This window comes from Limnohabitans parvus II-B4, from assembly GCF_003063455.1.
GTDB classification, from domain to species: domain Bacteria; phylum Pseudomonadota; class Gammaproteobacteria; order Burkholderiales; family Burkholderiaceae_C; genus Limnohabitans_A; species Limnohabitans_A parvus.
Genome location: NZ_NESN01000005.1, coordinates 173,020 through 191,495, shown reverse-complemented (window position 1 = coordinate 191,495; position 18,476 = coordinate 173,020). Strand labels below are relative to the sequence as shown.

At 61.5% G+C, this 18,476-nt stretch carries 14 protein-coding genes; 1 reads left to right on the top strand and 13 read right to left on the bottom strand.

Annotation, left to right across the window (positions count from 1 at the left end; all coding sequences use genetic code 11):
• Nucleotides 1-6: 6 nt before the first annotated feature.
• The 12 genes from B9Z37_RS13225 to B9Z37_RS13170 form a co-directional block, all read right to left on the bottom strand.
• Nucleotides 7-4,698, bottom strand: a complete 4,692-nt coding sequence (locus B9Z37_RS13225; protein WP_108313490.1) for a glutamate synthase-related protein — start codon at nucleotides 4,696-4,698, stop codon at nucleotides 7-9.
• Between the two features lie 132 nt (nucleotides 4,699-4,830).
• Nucleotides 4,831-5,538 (bottom strand): REP-associated tyrosine transposase, encoded by a 708-nt coding sequence (locus tag B9Z37_RS13220; protein ID WP_108313489.1) that lies wholly within the window; start codon nucleotides 5,536-5,538, stop codon nucleotides 4,831-4,833.
• A gap of 69 nt (nucleotides 5,539-5,607) precedes the next feature.
• Nucleotides 5,608-6,498 (bottom strand): class I SAM-dependent methyltransferase, encoded by an 891-nt coding sequence (locus tag B9Z37_RS13215; RefSeq protein ID WP_108313488.1) that lies wholly within the window; start codon nucleotides 6,496-6,498, stop codon nucleotides 5,608-5,610.
• 186 nt (nucleotides 6,499-6,684) lie between these two features.
• Nucleotides 6,685-7,236 (bottom strand): DUF1415 domain-containing protein, encoded by a 552-nt coding sequence (locus tag B9Z37_RS13210; RefSeq protein WP_108313487.1) that lies wholly within the window; start codon nucleotides 7,234-7,236, stop codon nucleotides 6,685-6,687.
• A complete protein-coding gene (locus B9Z37_RS13205) occupies nucleotides 7,233-8,447 on the bottom strand; it encodes an MFS transporter (RefSeq protein ID WP_108313486.1) in 1,215 nt (404 codons plus the stop codon). The genes B9Z37_RS13210 and B9Z37_RS13205 overlap by 4 nt, the downstream gene beginning before the upstream one ends.
• 92 nt (nucleotides 8,448-8,539) lie before the next feature.
• Entirely contained in the window at nucleotides 8,540-9,676 is a 1,137-nt protein-coding gene (locus tag B9Z37_RS13200) for a deoxyguanosinetriphosphate triphosphohydrolase (RefSeq protein WP_205872600.1), read from the bottom strand.
• 98 nt (nucleotides 9,677-9,774) lie between these two features.
• On the bottom strand, nucleotides 9,775-10,887 hold the full coding sequence (gene aroB / locus B9Z37_RS13195) for a 3-dehydroquinate synthase (protein ID WP_108313485.1): 1,113 nt from the start codon (nucleotides 10,885-10,887) through the stop codon (nucleotides 9,775-9,777).
• 32 nt (nucleotides 10,888-10,919) lie between these two features.
• Nucleotides 10,920-11,483 carry a shikimate kinase gene (locus B9Z37_RS13190; RefSeq protein ID WP_108313484.1) on the bottom strand — a complete coding sequence of 188 codons (564 nt, stop codon included), beginning with the start codon at nucleotides 11,481-11,483 and terminating at the stop codon, nucleotides 10,920-10,922.
• Nucleotides 11,484-11,621: 138 nt separating this feature from the next.
• Nucleotides 11,622-13,073 (bottom strand): type IV pilus secretin PilQ, encoded by a 1,452-nt coding sequence (locus B9Z37_RS13185; RefSeq protein ID WP_240606728.1) that lies wholly within the window; start codon nucleotides 13,071-13,073, stop codon nucleotides 11,622-11,624.
• Nucleotides 13,073-14,173, bottom strand: coding sequence for a hypothetical protein (locus tag B9Z37_RS13180; protein WP_108313482.1), 1,101 nt, complete (start codon nucleotides 14,171-14,173; stop codon nucleotides 13,073-13,075). Before B9Z37_RS13180 ends, B9Z37_RS13185 begins: the two co-directional genes overlap by 1 nt.
• Nucleotides 14,170-14,751, bottom strand: coding sequence for a hypothetical protein (locus tag B9Z37_RS13175; RefSeq protein ID WP_108313481.1), 582 nt, complete (start codon nucleotides 14,749-14,751; stop codon nucleotides 14,170-14,172). Before B9Z37_RS13175 ends, B9Z37_RS13180 begins: the two co-directional genes overlap by 4 nt.
• Complete coding sequence (locus tag B9Z37_RS13170; protein ID WP_146179741.1) at nucleotides 14,751-15,497, bottom strand: hypothetical protein; 747 nt, start codon at nucleotides 15,495-15,497, stop codon at nucleotides 14,751-14,753. The genes B9Z37_RS13175 and B9Z37_RS13170 overlap by 1 nt, the downstream gene beginning before the upstream one ends.
• 189 nt (nucleotides 15,498-15,686) lie before the next feature.
• Here B9Z37_RS13170 and B9Z37_RS13165 point away from each other — a divergent pair, with 189 nt between their 5' ends.
• On the top strand, nucleotides 15,687-18,077 hold the full coding sequence (locus B9Z37_RS13165; protein WP_407067240.1) for a penicillin-binding protein 1A: 2,391 nt from the start codon (nucleotides 15,687-15,689) through the stop codon (nucleotides 18,075-18,077).
• Nucleotides 18,078-18,135: 58 nt separating this feature from the next.
• On the opposite strand, the gene cyaY is transcribed toward B9Z37_RS13165, so the two are convergent.
• A complete protein-coding gene (gene cyaY, locus B9Z37_RS13160; protein ID WP_108313479.1) occupies nucleotides 18,136-18,465 on the bottom strand; it encodes an iron donor protein CyaY in 330 nt (109 codons plus the stop codon).
• Nucleotides 18,466-18,476: the final 11 nt, after the last annotated feature.

The window sequence follows — 18,476 nt, the reverse complement described above, 5'->3', positions numbered from 1 at the left end:
TGGGGCTCAGGCGGCCACGGGCTTGGCGGCCTTGGCTGCTTTCTTGGCGTTGATCTCGCCCAGAGCACGCTTGTATTCGTTCGGGAACACCTTCACGAACTTGGCACGGGCCGTGGACCAGTTGTCCAGCAACTCGCGGGCGCGCTGGCTGCCGGTCCACTTGTGGTGGTCTTCCAGCAGTTTCTTCAGCTGCGCTTCGTCGCTCTGGTCGCGGTGCCACACCTTGCGGTCAATTTGCGCTTCCTGCTCGGCGGCAGACAACACCTTTTCCATGCTGACCATGGCGGTGTTGCAGCGCGAAGCGAATTCGCCGTCTTCGTCGTACACATAGGCGATACCGCCGCTCATGCCTGCGCCAAAGTTGCGGCCGGTTTTACCCAAGACCGCGACCGTGCCGCCGGTCATGTATTCGCAACCGTGATCGCCTGTGCCTTCGACCACCGCAGTGGCACCCGACAACCGCACCGCAAAGCGCTCGCCAGCCACGCCAGCAAAGAAGGCCTCACCCGTGGTCGCACCGTACATGACGGTGTTGCCCACGATGATGTTTTGCGCGGCCACGCCGCGGAACTCCAGGCTGGGGCGCACCACCACGCGGCCACCCGACAGACCTTTGCCGGTGTAGTCGTTGGCTTCGCCGATCAGGTACAGCGTGATGCCCTTGGCCAGGAACGCGCCGAACGACTGACCGCCGGTACCTTCGAGCTGGATGCGCAGGGTATCGTCAGGCAGACCTTCGGGGTGCACCTTGGTCACAGCGCCAGACAACATGGCCCCGACCGAGCGGTTCACGTTGCGGGCCACTTCCATGAACTGAACTTTCTCGCCCTTGTCGATGGCGGCGCGGCTCTTGGCGATCAGCACGTTGTCGAGGGCTTTTTCCAGACCGTGGTCCTGGGTTTGCACGTGACGCACGTCGGCGTCCATCGTGACTTGCGGCACAGCCAGCAGGCGGCCGAAGTCCAGACCACGGGCCTTCCAGTGGCTCACGCCAGCGCGCATGTCGAGCAGGTCGGCACGGCCCACCAGGTCGTCGAACTTGGCAATGCCCAGCTGGGCCATGATCTGGCGCACTTCTTCGGCGATGAAGAAGAAGTAGTTCACGACGTGCTCAGGCTTGCCGGTGAACTTGGCGCGCAAGACAGGGTCTTGTGTGGCCACACCCACCGGGCAGGTGTTCAGGTGGCATTTGCGCATCATGATGCAGCCCTCAACCACCAGCGGTGCGGTGGCAAAGCCGAATTCGTCTGCGCCCAGCAAGGCGCCAATCGCCACGTCGCGGCCGGTCTTCATCTGACCGTCGGCCTGCACACGGATACGACCACGCAGGCCGTTGAGCACCAAGGTTTGCTGGGTTTCGGCCAGACCGATTTCCCAAGGTGAGCCAGCATGCTTGACCGACGACCAAGGCGAAGCGCCCGTACCGCCGTCGTGGCCAGCGATCACCACGTGATCGGCCTTGCACTTGGCCACACCGGCAGCGATGGTGCCAACGCCGATTTCAGACACGAGCTTCACGCTGATGTCGCTGTGTGGCGCCACGTTCTTCAGGTCGTGGATCAGCTGGGCCAAGTCCTCGATCGAGTAGATGTCGTGGTGAGGCGGTGGCGAGATCAAACCCACACCTGGCACCGAGTGGCGCAGCTTGCCGATGTAGTCGGACACTTTGCCGCCGGGCAACTGACCGCCCTCGCCTGGTTTGGCGCCCTGGGCCATCTTGATCTGGATCTGATCGGCGCTGGACAGGTATTCGGCGGTGACACCGAAGCGGCCCGACGCGACTTGTTTGATGCGCGAACGCAGCGAATCACCGGCTTGCAAAGGCAAGTCGACCTCGACGTTTTCGGCACCGATCACGCTCTTGAGGGAATCACCGACCTTGATCGGAATGCCCTTGAGTTCGTTGCGGTAACGCGCCGAGTCTTCGCCGCCTTCACCGGTGTTGCTCTTGCCGCCGATGCGGTTCATGGCCACAGCCAGGGTGGCGTGCGCTTCGGTGGAGATCGAGCCCAGAGACATCGCACCGGTGGCGAAACGCTTGACGATGTCGGCCGCAGGCTCGACCTGCTCCAGCGGGATGGCTTTGGTGGGGTCGATCTTGAATTCGAACAAACCGCGCAGCGTCATGTGGCGCTTGCTCTGGTCGTTGATGATCTGCGCGTATTCTTTGTAAGTGCTGAAGTTGTTGGCACGGGTGGAATGCTGCAACTTGGCAATCGCGTCGGGCGTCCACATGTGCTCTTCGCCACGGGCGCGCCAGGCGTATTCGCCGCCTGCGTCAAGCATGGTGGCCAAGATAGGATCGTCGCTGAACGCAGCGGTGTGCATGCGGAAAGCTTCTTCAGCGATCTCGAACACGCCAATCCCGCCCACGCGGCTGGAGGTGCCGGTGAAATACTTGTTGATGGTTTCGGTGTTGATGCCAATGGCTTCAAACAACTGCGCACCGCAGTACGACATGTAGGTGCTCACGCCCATCTTGGACATGATCTTGGACAGGCCCTTGCCGATGGCCTTGACGTAGTTGTAGATGGCTTTCTCGGCCGACAGGTCACCGGGCAGCTCTTTGTGCAAAGCGGCCAGGGTTTCCATCGCCAAGTAGGGGTGCACGGCTTCTGCACCGTAACCGGCCAGCACGGCAAAGTGGTGCACTTCGCGGGCGGTACCGGTTTCGACCACCAGACCGGCGGTCGTGCGAAGGCCTTCGCTCACCAGATGCTGGTGGATGGCCGACAGCGCCAGCAGCGCAGGCACAGCCACTTGGGTGGCGTTCACGCCACGGTCGCTGATGATCAGGATGTTGTGGCCGCCTTTGATGGCGTCCACGGCTTCAGCGCACAGCGATGCCAGCTTGGCTTCCACGCCTTCACGGCCCCACAACGCAGGGTAAGTGATGTCGAGCGTCGCGCTCTTGAACTTGCCCTTGGTGGCTTGCTCGATGTTGCGCAGCTTGGCCATGTCGGCGAAGTCCAGAATCGGCTGGCTCACTTCGAGGCGCATCGGCGGGTTGACCTGGTTGATGTCCAGCAGGTTGGGCTTGGGGCCGATGAAGGACACCAGCGACATCACGATCGCTTCGCGGATCGGGTCGATCGGGGGGTTGGTCACTTGCGCAAACAACTGCTTGAAGTAGTTGTACAGCGGCTTGTTCTTGTCGGACAGCACGGCCAACGGGCTGTCGTTGCCCATGGAGCCAATGGCTTCTTCACCGGCCGAAGCCATGGGGGCCAGCAGGAACTTGATGTCTTCTTGCGTGGTACCAAAGGCTTGTTGCAGGTCGAGCAAGGCCACATCAGAAGCGGGCGCTACCGGGGCTTGCGCCACGTCGTCGAGCTTGATGCGCAGGTTTTCGATCCACTGCTTGTAAGGCTTGGCGCTGGCCAGACCGGCTTTCAACTCTTCGTCGTTGATCATGCGGCCTTGTTCCAGATCGATCAGGAACATCTTGCCGGGCTGCAGACGCCACTTGCGCACGATCTTGCTTTCGGGGATCGGCAAGACGCCGGTCTCGGAACCCATGATGACCATGTCGTCGTCGGTGATGATGTAGCGCGAAGGGCGCAGGCCGTTGCGGTCCAGCGTGGCACCGATCTGGCGGCCGTCGGTGAACACGATCGATGCGGGGCCATCCCATGGCTCCAACATCGCCGCGTGGTATTCATAGAAGGCCTTGCGGCGCTCGTCCATGGTGGTGTGCTGTTCCCATGGCTCGGGGATCATCATCATCACGGCCTGGCTGATGGGGTAGCCCGCCATCGTCAGCAGTTCCAAGCAGTTGTCGAAAGTCGCTGTGTCCGACTGACCTGCGAAGCTGATGGGATACAGCTTTTGCAGGTCGGCAGCCAGCACGGGCGAAGACATCACGCCTTCTCGGGCCTTCATCCAGTTGTAGTTGCCCTTGACGGTGTTGATCTCGCCGTTGTGCGCCACATAGCGGTACGGGTGAGCCAATGGCCACTCGGGGAAGGTGTTGGTGGAGAAACGCTGGTGCACCAGGCCCAGGGCCGACACGCAGCGCTCGTCTTGCAGGTCCAGGTAATAAGTGCCCACTTGATCAGCCAACAGCAAGCCCTTGTACACCGCGGTGCGGCTGGACATGCTGGGGATGTAGTACTCGTTGCTGTGCGTCAGATTCAGGGCCTGGATGGCGGCGCTGGCGGTCTTGCGGATCACGTACAGCTTGCGCTCCAAAGCATCTTGCACGATCACATCGGCACCACGACCGATGAAGATCTGTCGCATGACCGGCTCTTTTTCGCGCACGCGGGGCGACATGGGCATCTCGCGGTTGACGGGCACATCGCGCCAGCCGAGCACCACCTGGCCTTCGGCCTTCACGGCGCGTTCGAGTTCTTGCTCGCAAGCCATGCGCGAAGCATGCTCTTTGGGCAGGAAGACCATGCCCACACCGTATTCGCCAAACGGTGGCAAGGCCACGCCTTGCTTGGCCATCTCGTCGCGGTACAGCGCATCGGGCAGCTGGATCAGGATACCGGCACCGTCGCCCATGAGCGCATCGGCACCCACAGCACCGCGGTGGTCCAGGTTTTCAAGAATCTTGAGCGCCTGCGTCACGATGGCGTGAGTCTTGTGACCCTTGATGTGGGCGACAAAGCCCACACCGCAAGCATCGTGCTCATTGGCAGGGTCATACAGACCGGTGGTTTGGAAATGTTCTTTATCGGCTGCCGTGGACATGGCGCACTCCTAGGGTTTATACGCAGGGGGATGATGATAGTGCACTGCAACAACAATGCCAAGAAAATTAATTGGGGTCAGATCCCAATTAATTTTTGTTTTTTCCAAATTCCAAATTAATTGGGGACAGATTCAATTCAATGCAGGTCCGGCTGTCTTTTTGAACGGCCGCCCGGCCTTGCCAGGCACAAGTCGCCTCGCCGTGGACTGCTGCAACTGCCCCACAAAATCATCCGAACCCAGCGCCCAGCCCGACAAGGCCGTTTGGGTCAACCTGTCCTTTTCAGACTGAGCCAAACCGGTCTGAACCAGCTCGGCATAGGCCGCCTCACGCGCAAACGGGGTGTTGCCCAAGCCCCAAAACAGGGCATGCGGGGTCACCCATTTGTCGCTCACCTGCCCAATACAGTGCCTGTGGCTCGACCATTTGTAGTCGGCAGCTTGCGCCACCATACCCGCCCGCACCGGGTTGAGGTCGATGTAAACCATGCAGGCCAAAAGATAGCGCTCACTCTCAATCAGGTTGCTGCGGTAGCGCCCTTCCCACAGCGTGCCGGTGCGCTGGTGCCGCAAATTGAAATAGCGCACGTAGGCCCGTCCCACCGCCTGCATCATCTGCGGCAGGCCCTCATCGGTTTCGGGCGTGAGCAGCAAATGAAAGTGGTTGTCCATGATCACCCAGGCATGAATGGCCACCTTGAAGGTCCTGGCGTGCTCTTGCCACAACGCCAGCAAACGCTCGCGGTCTGCGTCGTCTCGCACGATGGCCTGGCGGTCATTGCCGCGCTGAATAACGTGGTGCGGGTAAGCGGCGACAGTAAGACGGGGTTGGCGGGCCATGCGGGGACTCCCTGAAAGTGAGGTCAGTTTAATGGGGATCTGACCCCGATTAATGACCCCGATTAACGGTTAACCCTCAGCAGCACCCACCACCAGCGGATACCGCCCCCCCATCAGATCCTCCACCCCGAATTCCTTGAGCAGTGCCAGCAGGCGCTCGCCCGAAGCACGTTTTTTCTGCCCCGTGTACTTGGCCAGAATCAGCTCGTTTTTCATGGAATGTTCCCAGCCCACCAGCTCGGTCACGGTGACCGAGTAACCCTGCGACTCCAGATACAGACAGCGCAACACGTTGGTCAGTTGGCTGCCCACTTCGCGGGTGTGCAGGGGGTGACGCCACAGCTCGGCCAGGGGGGTACGCTGCAAATTGAGTGCCTTGTTCTGGTTGAGGGCCCGGGCCAGCTCGGCCTGGCAGCAGGGCACCAGCACCATGAAGCGGGCTTTCTTTTGCAGGCCAAAGGCGATGGCATCGTCGGTGGCGGTGTCGCAGGCGTGCAGCGCGGTGACCACGTCGATCTGCGCAGGCAGAGCATCGCTTTGGGTGGATTCCGCCACGCTCACGTTCAAAAATCGCATGCGCTCAAAGCCCAGTCGCTCGGCCAGCGCTCTGGACGATTCGACCAACTCGCTGCGCGTCTCGATGCCGTAGATGCTGCCATGGCCCAGCGCTTTGAAAAACAGGTCATAAATGATGAAGCCCAGATACGACTTGCCCGCACCGTGGTCGGCCAGCGTGGGGCCGGTGTCGCTGGCGGGCAATTCGAGCAGCAGCTTTTCGATGAACTGGAACAGGTGGTAGACCTGCTTGAGCTTGCGGCGCGAGTCCTGGTTGAGCTTGCCGTCGCGGGTCAGGATGTGCAGTTGCTTGAGCAACTCGACCGATTGACCGGGGCGAACTTCGGGTGGCAATGCGTCAGGGCTGGCGACGGGTGACTTGGGCGTGCGAAGCGGTTTTTTCATGGGAGAGATCAGCGGTAAAGCGGGCGTGGATTCCCGCCTTCGCGGGAATGACAAACTCAAGCAACGGGAATGTCAAACTCAAGCAACGGGAATGACAACCGAGTCGAATGACAACCGAGTCAACGGAAATGACAACCGAGTCAATGGGGAAGTCGACTGAATCGGGTGTGACAACTGGCAGCAACTTCAGTGCGGCCCGACGTCCAGCGCCTTCCAACCCTCGGCACCCAACTTTTCCATCGTGGCGATGTTGGTTTCGTAAATCATCTCGGCCTCGGGGAAAGCCTCCACCGCCCGGTCAATGCTTTCCTCGCGCAGCAGGTGCAGCGTGGGGTAAGGCGAGCGGTTGGTGAAATTGGTGATGTCGTCCGGCTCGGTATCGGCGAATTGGAACTCGGGGTGGAAACTCGCCACCTGGAACAGGCCCTCCATGTCCAGCTCTTGCAGCACCGCATCGGCCTCGTCCAGAAAGTCGTTGAACTCCAGAAAGTCCCGCAGCATCTGCGGCACGATGAGTAACACCGTCTCCCGCTCTTCGGCAGGCGTGGCGGCCAGCGCCTGCAACTGCTCGATCAACTCGTCTCGCAAGCCTTCGAGGCCCTTGGCCTCGCTCAGCACGTAATGGATTTGGCCCTTCACATGTGGGGCTTTGGCAAAGGGGCACAGGTTCAGGCCAATCACGGCGCGTTCGAGCCAGCGCACGGTGTCAGCAATTTCGGGAAGGGTCATATCGTTCATATGGGAGATTGTGCCTGTGTCGTTTGCCGTTGCAGCGCCTGACCGCACCCCCAGGCCAATGCCACCCCGCACACACAACACCCCACCGTGACCAGCGGCGTGAGCTGCCAGCCGCCTGCACGCGCGGCCACGGCCGCCACCACGGGCGGGCCGACAAACTGGCCTAAAGCCGAGAGTTGCTGCAACCAACCCACCGTGGTGGCCACTTGCTGCTCGCCCGGGGCCAGCCGCACCGCCAGCGAGAACAGCGTGCCCGGTACCAGCCCGCCCACACCGGAGAACAGCAGAACACCGGCAAAGCGCAGCCATGGCAGGGTTTCGGTGAGTGAAGCAAAGGCCACGGTGCTGCCCAGCGCCATCGCACCGAAGCCCAGCCACAGCGTGGCACGGGGTGCCCAGCCACGCTGCAGCAAGCGGCCCGACACCATGTTGCCCGCCATGTTGACGGCAGCGGCCAAAGCCGTGAGCACGCCCAGCAGCGCCCCACCCACGCCCGCTGCGGCATAAATCGATGGCAAAAAGCCCACCACCGCCAGCCACTGGCCGGAATACATGCCAAAGGTGAGCGCCACCCACCAGGGTCCGGGGACACTCAAGGTGCGGCGCAGGCGCAGCCAAGCGCTCTGCCCGTTTACTGAGACATGGGCAGTCGGGTCGTCGGGCACACTGCGCCAAAGCCACATGGCCATGCCCAACGACACGGCTGCAAACAGCCACCACCAAGTGCTCCACCCCCAGACCGGAATGAACAGCGGACCCGCCAACAAGGCCAGCGCAGTGCCGGTGGGCATGTAGGCGCCCCACACGCCCAACATGCCTGGCAGTTGGGCAGGCGGCACCAAACGGCGAATCAAGGCAGGTGCGGGCAGGGCCACCAGCAAAAAGCCCAGGCCTTCGATGGCCCGCAGCGCCAGCAAGGCCGTGACCGAAGTGGCAAAACCACCCAGACCACTGGCCAACGCCAGCAGGCACAAGCCGCGCACCATGCTGCGTTTGAGACCCATGCCGTCGGCCCACAAACCCATGAAGACGGCCAAGCTCAAACCCGCCAACTGAACAACGGACAAGAGGAAACCAGACTGCACCAGCGTCAGGCCAAGCTCGGCCTGCAGCGCGGGCAAAGCAGGCGGCAGTTTGCCCACCTGCAATGCGGCCACGCCCCCGGCCAGCACGACCAGCCAGGCGGCGCGGTCAGTGCGCGGGGCGGTCATGACGCTCCTTGTGGTTCACACATTCGCGAGCAGGGGCTCGCTCCCACAGGGGGCTGAGCAGCTCATGGCCGCAAAAAAGGCCAGAGGCCTGCTCACAACAGCTTGCGCCCGGTCAGGCGTTCGTGTTCGCGCAAGGCAAAGCGGTCGGTCATGCCGGCGATGTAGTCGGCCACACTGCGGTGCAGATCGGTGCTGACGGCAAAATCGGTGGGCATTTCGGCCGGCTGTGCCACGTAGGCCGCAAACAACTCGCGCACGGCTTGCTGGGCCTGGCCAGTGGTCTGCATCACCTGCGGATGACGGTACAGACTGGCGAACAAAAATTTCTTCAACTCGCCCGTACGCACTTTCATCTGCGGACTGAAACCCACCAGCGGCCCGGCCAGCCGGGCTTCGTCTGAGGTCTGCACGCCCGCAAGCGCCACCGCCTGCCGGGTGGTGTCGATCACGTCGTACACCTGATCGCTCAGCATGCGGCGGATGGTCTCGTACAGCAGGCGGCGAGGCTTGTGCGCCAGCGCCGGGTGTTCGTCCAGCGCTTGCTGGTGGTAATGCGCAAACAATTCCACTTCCAGCAACTGACGGGTGCAGATGAGGCCCGAGCGCACACCATCGTCGATGTCGTGCGCGTTGTAGGCAATCGCATCGGCCAGGTTGCACAGCTGTGCCTCCAGACTGGGCTGGGTGCGGTCAATGAAACGCCGCCCCACCCCGCCCGGCTCGGTCAATTGCAGATGCTCGGCATTGGCCCGTGAGCAGTGTTTGAGCACGCCTTCGCGGGTTTCAAAACTCAGGTTCAGGCCGTCAAACGCGGGGTAACGCTCTTCCAGTTTGTCCACCACCCGCAAACTTTGCAGGTTGTGCTCAAAGCCGCCATGGTCGGTCATGCATTCGTCCAGCGCGTCTTGCCCTGCATGACCAAAAGGCGTGTGGCCCAAGTCGTGTGCCAGCGCCACCGCCTCCACCAAGTCTTCGTTCAGGCCCAGAGCGCGCGCGATGGAGCGGCCCAGTTGTGCGACTTCGAGCGAGTGCGTGAGGCGCGTGCGAAACAAATCGCCTTCGTGGTTGAGGAAGACCTGCGTTTTGTATACCAAGCGCCGGAACGCGGTGGAATGAACAATGCGGTCACGGTCTCTTTGATAAGCGTTGCGCGTGGGCGCGGCGGGCTCGGCAAAGCGGCGGCCACGGGTTTGTGCCGGGTCGCAGGCCAAGGCCGACAAGCTGCCCAAAGCCACACCTGCAAGACCCACCGAAACCGACGCAGACAAGCGCCCCTCTTCAGCGCCCAAAAAGCTCAAATCTGCCACAGCTGTTTCACGCATGGGGTTCAGGCGCAGCAAGCATTGATCACGTCGCGCACCAGGGCGTCGGGGGCACTGCACACCACCGCCTGGCCGGGGCCGTCAATCACCACAAACTGGATATCGCCACCAATGGCTTTTTTGTCCAGGCGCATGTGCTCAATGTAGTGCCCGGCGTTGTCGGCCGCGTCGATCACGGGGCCGCGCATGGGCAAGCCCGCACTCGCGATCAGGGCCTTGAGGCGCGCCACAAAAGCGGCATCGACCTTGCCCAAACGGTGCGACAGTTCGGCCGCCATGACCATGCCGCAGCCCACGGCCTCGCCGTGCAGCCAGACGCCAAAGCCCAGACCGGCTTCGATGGCGTGGCCAAAGGTGTGGCCAAAGTTGAGGATCGCGCGCAGGCCCGCTTCGCGCTCGTCTTGCCCGACCACCCAGGCCTTGATCTCGCAGCTGCGCTTGACGGCATGGGCCAGCGCTTTCGGGTCTTGCGCCATCAACGCACCGATGTTGGCCTCGATCCAGTCCAGAAACGCCATGTCGGCGATCGGGCCGTATTTGATGACTTCGGCCAGACCCGCGCTCAGTTCACGCGGGGGCAGAGTTTGCAGGGTGTTCAGGTCGCAAACCACGCGCACCGGCTGGTAAAACGCGCCGATCATGTTTTTGCCCAGCGGGTGGTTGATGGCGGTTTTGCCGCCCACCGACGAATCGACCTGCGACAAAAGCGTGGTGGGCACCTGCACAAAGGGCACGCCGCGCATGTAGCTGGCCGCCGCAAAGCCGGTCATGTCGCCAATCACGCCACCGCCCAAAGCGAACAACACGGTTTTGCGGTCGCAGCCTTTGGCCAGCAACGCGTCAAAAATCAGGTTCAGGGTCTGCCAGTCTTTGTGAGCCTCGCCGTCGGGCAGCACCACGGTGTGGATCTGCTTGTAGTGCGGTGTGATGGCGCTGCGCAAAGCGGCCTCGTACAACGGGGCAATTGTGTCGTTGGTCACGATCATGGCCGTCTGCGCCTTGGGCAAGCCTGCCCAGGCGCCCTGGCGGCTCAGCAGGCTTTGCCCAATGTGGATGTCGTAACTGCGGTCGTCCAGCGAAATGGCGACTTGTTCATGGGTGGGGGTGTGCTCTGACATAGCCCCCAAGTGTAGGGGCTTTGGCCCGTATTTCAGGGGCTCGCGGCAGGCTGCGCGGGTGCTGGCGTTGGGGCTTGCGCAGGCAGATGTCCGGCCAGCTCCAGCTGCATGACGATCATGTTGACCAGCGTGGCGACCGAGGGGCGGCCGGTTTCGATGACAAAGTGGGCGGCATTGCGGTACAGCGGGTCTCGTGCCTCAAACAGCGCACGCAAGCGGCTGAGCGGATCGTCCACCTGCAACAAAGGCCGCGCCGTGTCGTGACGCACACGGCGAAACACGTCTTCGGGTGTGGAGCGCAGGTAAATCACATGGCCACGCTCGTGCAAATGGCGGCGGTTGGCTTCGCGCAACACAGACCCGCCCCCGGTCGCGATCACGCCCTCATGGGTTTGGGTCAGGTCATCCAGCACCTGCTGCTCGACATCGCGAAAGCTGCCTTCGCCTTCGCGGGCAAAGAATTCCCGGATCGAGCAGCCCAGACGGTGCTCAATCACATGGTCAGAATCGACAAACGGCACCCCCAGTCGGCGTGCCAATTGCCTGCCGATGGTGGTTTTGCCCGAGCCCGGAAGGCCCACGAAGATGATGCTCAAGGAAGTCTCACACTGGAAATATCGGCTTGGCCACACACGTAAATGGCCAGCACTTTAGAGCATGCAAGTGTATTCGACCCGCTTGACCCGCCCTGCCATTTGCTCACAGGTGGGTCAAAGGTTCAAGAGCACCCGGCCTCAGGGAGGAAGGGTGGCAGTGCCATCGGCCACCACCCGGGGCGTCAGAAAAATCAGCAACTCGCTTTTGCGCCGGGTCTGGTCGCGGTTCTTGAACAACCAGCCCAAACCCGGCACATCCCCCAAACCGGGGACTTTGGCTTCGTCGTTGCGGTTGGTTTCTTCGTAGATGCCGCCCAGCACCACAGTGCCACCGTCTTCCACCCGCACCTGGGTCTTCACATGCTTGGTGTTGATGGCGTAACCGGCCGGGGTGATTTGGCCCACACTGTCGCGGTTCACGTCCACATCAAGCACAACCGAACCGTCGGGGGTGATTTGGGGGGTCACCTCCAGCTTGAGGTTGGCTTTGCGGAATGAAATCACGGTCACCCCGTTGCCTGCGGCAGTTTGATAGGGCAACTCGGTGCCCTGCTCGATCAAGGCCTTGGTCTGGTCAGCAGTCACCACTCGGGGGCGCGAGACCACCTTGCCCAGTCCCGCCGCCTCCAGGGCAGAAATCTCCACATTGATGAACCGGTCAGCAGCAGCATTGAACAGTGAGACGGCAAATGTGGCCGGGGTGTTGAGCGTTTGACCGGCCGAGCCCGCAGGCAAGTTGACCTGATTGCCCACCACCGAACCTGCTGCGGCAGACTGGTTGGTCGCCCCCACGCTCAGCGTGTTCGATCGACCCTGCACTTTCAGAGGAATGGCCAAACCCGCCCCCAGGCGCACACCCAAGGACTGGCCGAACTGGTCATCGGCCTCCACAATGCGAGCCTCGATCAGGATCTGCCGCACCGGCACATCCAGCTGCGCCAACATTTTCTCCAGGTCCAACAAACGTGCGGGCAAGTCTGAAACAAAGAGTTGGTTGGTTCTGGGCTCGGCCAACACACTGCCACGCGCACTCAACCAACGCCCCCCAGTGCTGCCTGCTGCACCGCCTTGCAAACGCTGGGCCACTTCGGTGGCCCGGGCATATTGCAAGCGCAAGGACAGCATGTGCAGGGGACTCACCGCGTCCAAAGCAGCCTGGGCATCCAGCTGTTTTTTCTCGCGCAAGGCCCATTCACCTTGCGGCGCGACCCAGAGCACACGCCCCTCTTGGCGGGAGACCAGTCCTTTCGATTGCAAAACGATGCCCAAGGCCTGTTGCCACGGCACCTCGTTCAGGCGCACACTCACTGGCCCCACCACACCCTCAGTGGGCACCACATTCAAGCCAGAAAAATCAGCAAACATCTGCAGCAAAGCTCTCACATCGATGTTCTGAAAGTTCAAGCTGATCGGCTTGTTGTCCGGCGTTGGAACGACCAGGCCCGAACCTGGCCCTGCGTTGAGCGCTGCCTCGCCCACCAAGGGGGCTTGTGGCGAAGGCTTGTCGGCAGATTGCGCCCATGACGAGAGCGCAAGGCCGAAGCCCAGCAGACACCCGCACCCGTACACCCCACATTTTTGGAAGCTCATCATCGCCTGGTCCCGTCTTTTGGTTCGTCCCGCCGTTCACCCCAGCTCAGCGCCAACATCGGCCCCTGCGCCAAGCGCAAGCTGACGCCCGCATCGGTGATGGCAGCGACCCGGTGTCCTTCTTGTGTGACCCGTTGACCCTGGCGCACCCTGACCCAATGCGGCCCCGCTGACAAAATCGCTTGCCGATCGGCCCCTTGCTGCCAGAGCCCCGCCAGACGCACACGGGCCAAAGGCCACTGCCGAGGGTCTTCAGGCAAAGAGTCAGCACCCTGCACGATCTCGGCAACAGCGGCTCCGGAAGTCGCACCCGACGCGCCTGTGGCACTGGTATCCGTCGATTCGGCAAGGCGCACGGCATCCCCACCGAAGGGCGATCCCACCGGCCTGGCCTGGGCAAACAAGGTCGTCCCCGAACGCACCAACTGGCGCGGCTCAGGCAAAGTGAGCCGGTCCCAAGCCCCCTCAGGCTGCGCTTGTGCCTGCAGGCCCACATCGCCAGGGCGCAGCCAAACCCGCAACACCGCATCGATCTGGACCTCTTCCGGGTGGGCCGTTGCAGCCAAGCTGATCCGGTCGATCGAACACACCGGTCCGGCTTGGGTGAAGGCGGTCCAAACACGGGACCAATCCTCAAAACGACCCTGCAAACGCACCGCCACCGCCTGGCTGGCCAAGCGTGCAGCGCGGCCCTCCGCCAAGGTGGTTGGCAGCGGGCGCAAAGACAGCAGATGCAAGCCGCCCGCCGTCAAGGCCTGTTGCAAATCAATCCAAATTTGCCCTTGCCGCGCCTGCACAGGCAGACTCGTGAGCATGTTCTGCTGATCGGTGGCCCATGGCTTTTCAGGGCTGCCCGACAAGCCTGCAGGCAAAGCCGCCAGTTGCTGCTGCAATTGCGCGACCGAGTGCAAGGCGCTTGCATGGTCTTCGCTGACCTGCGCCTGCACCAGCCAGACGCCCGACAAACCCACCACCCAACCCGAGATCGCAAAACCCCATCGGCGCAGCCAGCGCTCAAACAAGCGCTGCAGGTGTGGCCAGCGCACTGCGACCCCCGACAGTTCGCCCACAGGGTATCCCGAGTGGCTGTCCGGCTTCATGGTTTCGGTCCTGGTGCGCGTGGCAACGGTGCCACCGAAGCACCGTGCACCGCTGGCCACGCGGCCTGCCAGACGAAGCTCACCCCCTCATTCGGTGCCGTCGTGATGCTCGCCAGCGCCAAAGGATGGTCCAGCTGATCGGACAGTCTTTGCTGGGCATGGGTGATCGTGTCCACATGAGCGCTCGTGCCGTGAAGCTCGATTTTTTCGGCCTCGGCCTGCAAGCGCTCCAGTCTCAAGTCACTTTGCTGGGCCTCTGCTTGCAAGCTCTCATGCAAAGCTGCCCATGCCTGCTGGTGTTGCACGACCTGCTTCAAATGCGCCATCTGCTCCGTCAGCAAGCGCGATTGGGTTTGGCGACGCATGGCTTCTTTGGCCAGCTGCGTTCGTGTGGCCAAGCTCGCCTGCAAAAGGCTTTGCTCTTGCTGAAGCCGTGCGGTCTGAAGGTCTTGCCATTGCAGCCATCCCCAGGCCATGACCCCTCCCAAGAGCAGCCCGGCCAAGCTGCTCCACCACCGATGAAAAACCTTTTGCTGCCGAGCCAGACTCGGGTAATGGAGCAAGTTGAGCGCACGCATCACTGCCAAGCCTTCAGTGCCAGGCCGGATGCCACCAAGCGGGAGCCTGTCGGCGTGCTCAGGACTTGCCGGATGGCCTCATCGATCGCATCGTCCGAATCGGGTGAGCCTTCGCCCGTCAAACCAGTCGGCGTCGCCAAGCGGAACTGCCAGTCTTGTGGTGCCTGGGTCAACAAACTGGAGACGCCACCTTGCAATGCGCGAACGCCACGCTGGGCAGCCTGGGCTTCAGACTCGACTGCAGCCAAGCGCCAACCTGCAGCCCGTGTGCAGTCCTTGAAATCCACCATGTGCGCTTGGGCGCAGCCGATCCAGTGCACCCGCTGCACGAGGCCATCGGTCAACGGGGCGGGCTCAAAGTCAAAATTCACCTCATCGGGAGACAGCTGAAGCGCCTGAGAAACCTCCAACTGCACCTCATAAACCCAGTCTTCTTGCGGCATCTGCGCCGGGAAGTCGATGACCCCCTCCTGCAAATGGGCAGCAGGCAAGGCCATGTTCAAACGGTGCCGAGCCCCGCCTCGCAAACGCCCGTTGTGGCGTAAGGCCTGGCTCAACCAAGCCAGGTCGGCAAAGCCAAAACCAGTGGGTGCCTGCAAAGACACCGAGGTATGCACTTTGGCCAAGCCATGGCTTTGCCGGGTCAAGCCCACCAAAGCCCAGGCCATTCCATGTGGGGCCAAACCCCAGGCCTGACGGGCCGACCGGGAAGTCAACCGCCGCCACCAATGCGCCAATTCCTGCATGCCGTGCCTCCCCTGGGAAGTGACCTGAATGGTCCTCCGAGAGCGGTTTTGTAACATGAATCAGCGTTGATGACAATTTTTTGAAAACCAAATAATTCAAAAAGTCTTTTAAAACCTCTGTAGGCCCAGCCCAGGATTTTTATAATGCTTGGCAGCCCGCACCTTGTTGGCTGCACCACCAGCCCACCTATGCCATCCAAAGACACCCCCTCTCCAGAAAAGCAACGCCCCAGAGAGGTTGCCCCAGCGTCCACCCCCACCGCATGGTTGGTGAAAGTGGCTTTGTGGGCACTGGGCCTCATGGCCGCCGGGCTGCTGTCCATCCTCATGGTGGTGGGCGTGGCCATGGTCATCGCTTACCCCAACCTGCCCGACATTTCAGACTTGGCCGATTACAAGCCCAAGCTGCCTTTGCGCGTCTACACCGCAGACGGCCAATTGATGGGCGAATTCGGCGAAGAGCGTCGCAATCTGACCCCGATCCAAGACATCCCGAAAGTGATGAAAGACGCGGTGCTGTCCATCGAGGACAACCGCTTTTACCAACACGGTGGCGTGGACTATCTGGGCATCTTGCGTGCAGGCGTTGCCAACGTGGGCCGCATGAAAAGCCAGGGCGCTTCGACCATCACCATGCAGGTGGCACGCAACGTTTACCTGTCATCCGAGAAAACATACACCCGCAAAATTTATGAAATTTTGCTGACCTACAAACTCGAACACATGTTGAGCAAGGACCAGATCCTTGAGATCTACATGAACCAGATTTTCCTGGGCAACCGGGCCTATGGCTTTGCCTCCGCCTGCGAAATCTACTTTGGCAAACCGCTCAAGGAAATCACCATCGCCGAAGCGGCCATGCTGGCAGGCTTGCCCAAAGCGCCTTCGGCCTACAACCCGATCAGCAACCCCAAACGCGCCCGCTCACGTCAGCTCTACATCATCGAGCGGATGGAGGAAAACGGCTACATCACCACCGCCCAAGCCAAACAGGCCAAAGCCGAACCCCTCAAACTGAGGTCTGCGGCCGACAAGAAGATCCTGCACGCCGAATACGTGGCCGAAACCGTCCGGCAGATGGTCTTTGCCCAGTATGGCCAGGAAACCTACACCCGGGGCCTGAACGTGTACACCACCGTGCAATCGACCGAGCAAATGGCCGCCTATAAAGCCTTGCGCCAGGGCATCATGGATTTTGAGCGCCGCCAGATTTACCGTGGCCCCGAAAAATTCATCGACCTGCCCGCCGACCCCAAGAAAATGGAAGACGCGATCGATGACGCATTGGAAGACCATCCGGACAACGGCGATGTGCTGTCTGCCGTGGTGCTGGAAGCCTCGCCCCGCAAAGTGGTGGTGGTTCGTCAAAACGGTGAGCAAATCAGCATCACGGGCGACGGCCTCAAACCAGCGCAATCGGGTCTGTCTGACAAGACACCGTCGGCCAAACAGGTTCGCAATGGTGCCCTGATCCGCATCACGCAGACACCCAAAGGGGCCTGGGAAATCACCCAATTGCCCGAAGTAGAAGGGGCCTTTGTCGCACTCACCCCCCAAACAGGTGCCATCCGGGCCTTGGTGGGCGGCTTTGACTTTGCCAAAAACAAGTTCAACCACGTGACACAGGCTTGGCGTCAACCGGGCTCCAGCTTCAAACCCTTCATTTATTCAGCTGCGCTGGAGAAGGGATTCACCCCGGCCACCGTGGTCAACGATTCACCTTTGTTCTTCGACAGTGGCGTCACTGGCGGGCAACCTTGGGAGCCCAAAAACTACGACGGCAAGTTTGACGGCCCCATGAGCCTGCGCACCGGTTTGGCCAAATCGAAAAACATGATCTCGATCCGGGTCTTGCAGGCGGTCGGTGCCCGCCCCGCACAGGAGTGGGTCACCCGGTTTGGCTTTGACGAAGACAAGCACCCCGCTTACCTGACGATGGCGCTGGGTGCCGGCTCGGTCACCCCCATGCAAATGGCCACCGGTTACTCGGTGTTTGCCAATGGCGGCTATCGGGTTCAACCCCACTTGATCACCCGCATCACCGACTTCAAAGAGCGGGTGCTGGTGGAAAGCCCTGCCCCCATCCAACCGGACGAGGCATCCTCGGCCATCCCGGCCCGCAATGCTTTTGTCATGACCAGTCTGCTGCAAGAGGTCACGCGTTCAGGCACGGCTGCACGCGCACAAGCCACGCTTCGACGCCCTGACATTTATGGCAAAACCGGCACCACCAACGACGCGATGGACGCATGGTTTGCGGGCTACCAGCACCAATTGGCTGCCGTGGTCTGGATTGGCTACGACACACCACGCAAACTGGGTGACCGCGAAACAGGTGGCGGCTTGAGCCTGCCCGTGTGGATCAGTTTCATGGAAACGGCGCTGCGCGGCGTTCCTGTTTCAGAGCCACCGGTCCCGGAGGGCCTGGTGAGCGTCGGCGGTGACTGGCTGTACGAGGAGTACGCCAAGGGTGGCGGCATCAGCACCTTGGGCACAGGCAACGCGGCTTCGGGCAAAGCCCCGCCTGCAACGCCACCCACTGAAGAGCGCAACCGGATTCTGGATTTGTTCAGAAACTGAAGGTGGGCCCATGGCCCACCGCAGGCACAAGGCAGCAGCCTTGTGCCCCCACCGGCTCTCAGGGCTTGAACAACAAACTTTGCCCGGCTTGTTCCGAGGCATAACGCGACAGACTTTCCCAAAACTCACCCTGCCCCTTGGTGTCCATCCAGTGCGTGCCATCAAACTTGTAATGAAACCCACCACACCGGGCCGCCAACCACACCTCGTGCAAGGGCTTTTGCAGGTTGATCACAATCTGGCTGCGGTTGGGAAAAGTGAGCGTGACCATGCCACCGGTGCGCTGGTTGTCGATGTCGGCGTCGGTGTCGTCGTTCAGGCGATCGCTGCTGATCTCCACGCCCGCGAGCAGGCGTTCAGCTTGGTCCAGAAATTCAAGGTCGGTCATTACAATCGCTG